The following is a 767-nucleotide window of genomic DNA, read 5'->3' on the forward strand; positions in this document are numbered from 1 at the left end:
GAGGATAGGACGTTGCCAGGCACTTGACCGATCTGCAGATTGCAGGTCGGTTTTTTGTGTGTAGTCCCGAAAGAAATAGAAAAACTGACAAGTGAACGTCAATCCGTCATCAAGTCAGTTTTAAGACAAGCATCTAGATTAAAAAGAAGGTGTTGTATCAAGAAGGCGAGACTTGATTTGACGTAATAGCGCTGCAGCACGCGCTTCAAGAGGTGCTGGTAATTGATTTAAGGAGAAATATTGTAAGTCGAGACTCTCTCCATCTGTCATTTGTAATGTACCGGATACGTCTTTTGCTTGAAAGAGATGAATCACACTGTAGGTTTGGTCACCATTTGGATAACGGAAGAAGTAATCAGGACCAGAAAAGACGTCTAGCAGTTGAACGCTTTGTGCTTGAAGTCCGGTTTCTTCCTGCAACTCACGCATCGCGACTTCTTCAAGTGTCTCACCCGGTTCCATTGAACCACCGGGGAGCCCCCCAACTGTGCGTATCCGAACGATATTGAAATAGCAGTTCAAATTGTGAATTCATGACGAGTACGGTCGCGCCTACACTGATCAACGGTCGATTTCCTACGATTTTTCGTAAATCTAATAAGTATCCCATCTGTTCACTCCTTTCGTATCAGTATAGAAGAATATTCATTAGGACAGTTAGTAAAAAGAAATGAGGCAAAAAGACTTGCCAATTTAAAAAACACATGTTATATTAATATCTGTCGAAACGTTATATCATCGCGGGGTGGAGCAGTCTGGTAGCTCGT

General features: G+C 42.6%; 1 pseudogene. It reads right to left on the minus strand.

Annotated elements, in window-relative coordinates:
- Positions 1-138: 138 nt before the first annotated feature.
- Positions 139-610, minus strand: a pseudogene (locus B2751_RS03060) (NUDIX hydrolase).
- Positions 611-767: the final 157 nt, after the last annotated feature.

The organism is Exiguobacterium sp. UBA6282 (assembly GCF_002440475.1).
In the GTDB taxonomy this organism is placed as follows: domain Bacteria; phylum Bacillota; class Bacilli; order Exiguobacteriales; family Exiguobacteriaceae; genus Exiguobacterium_A.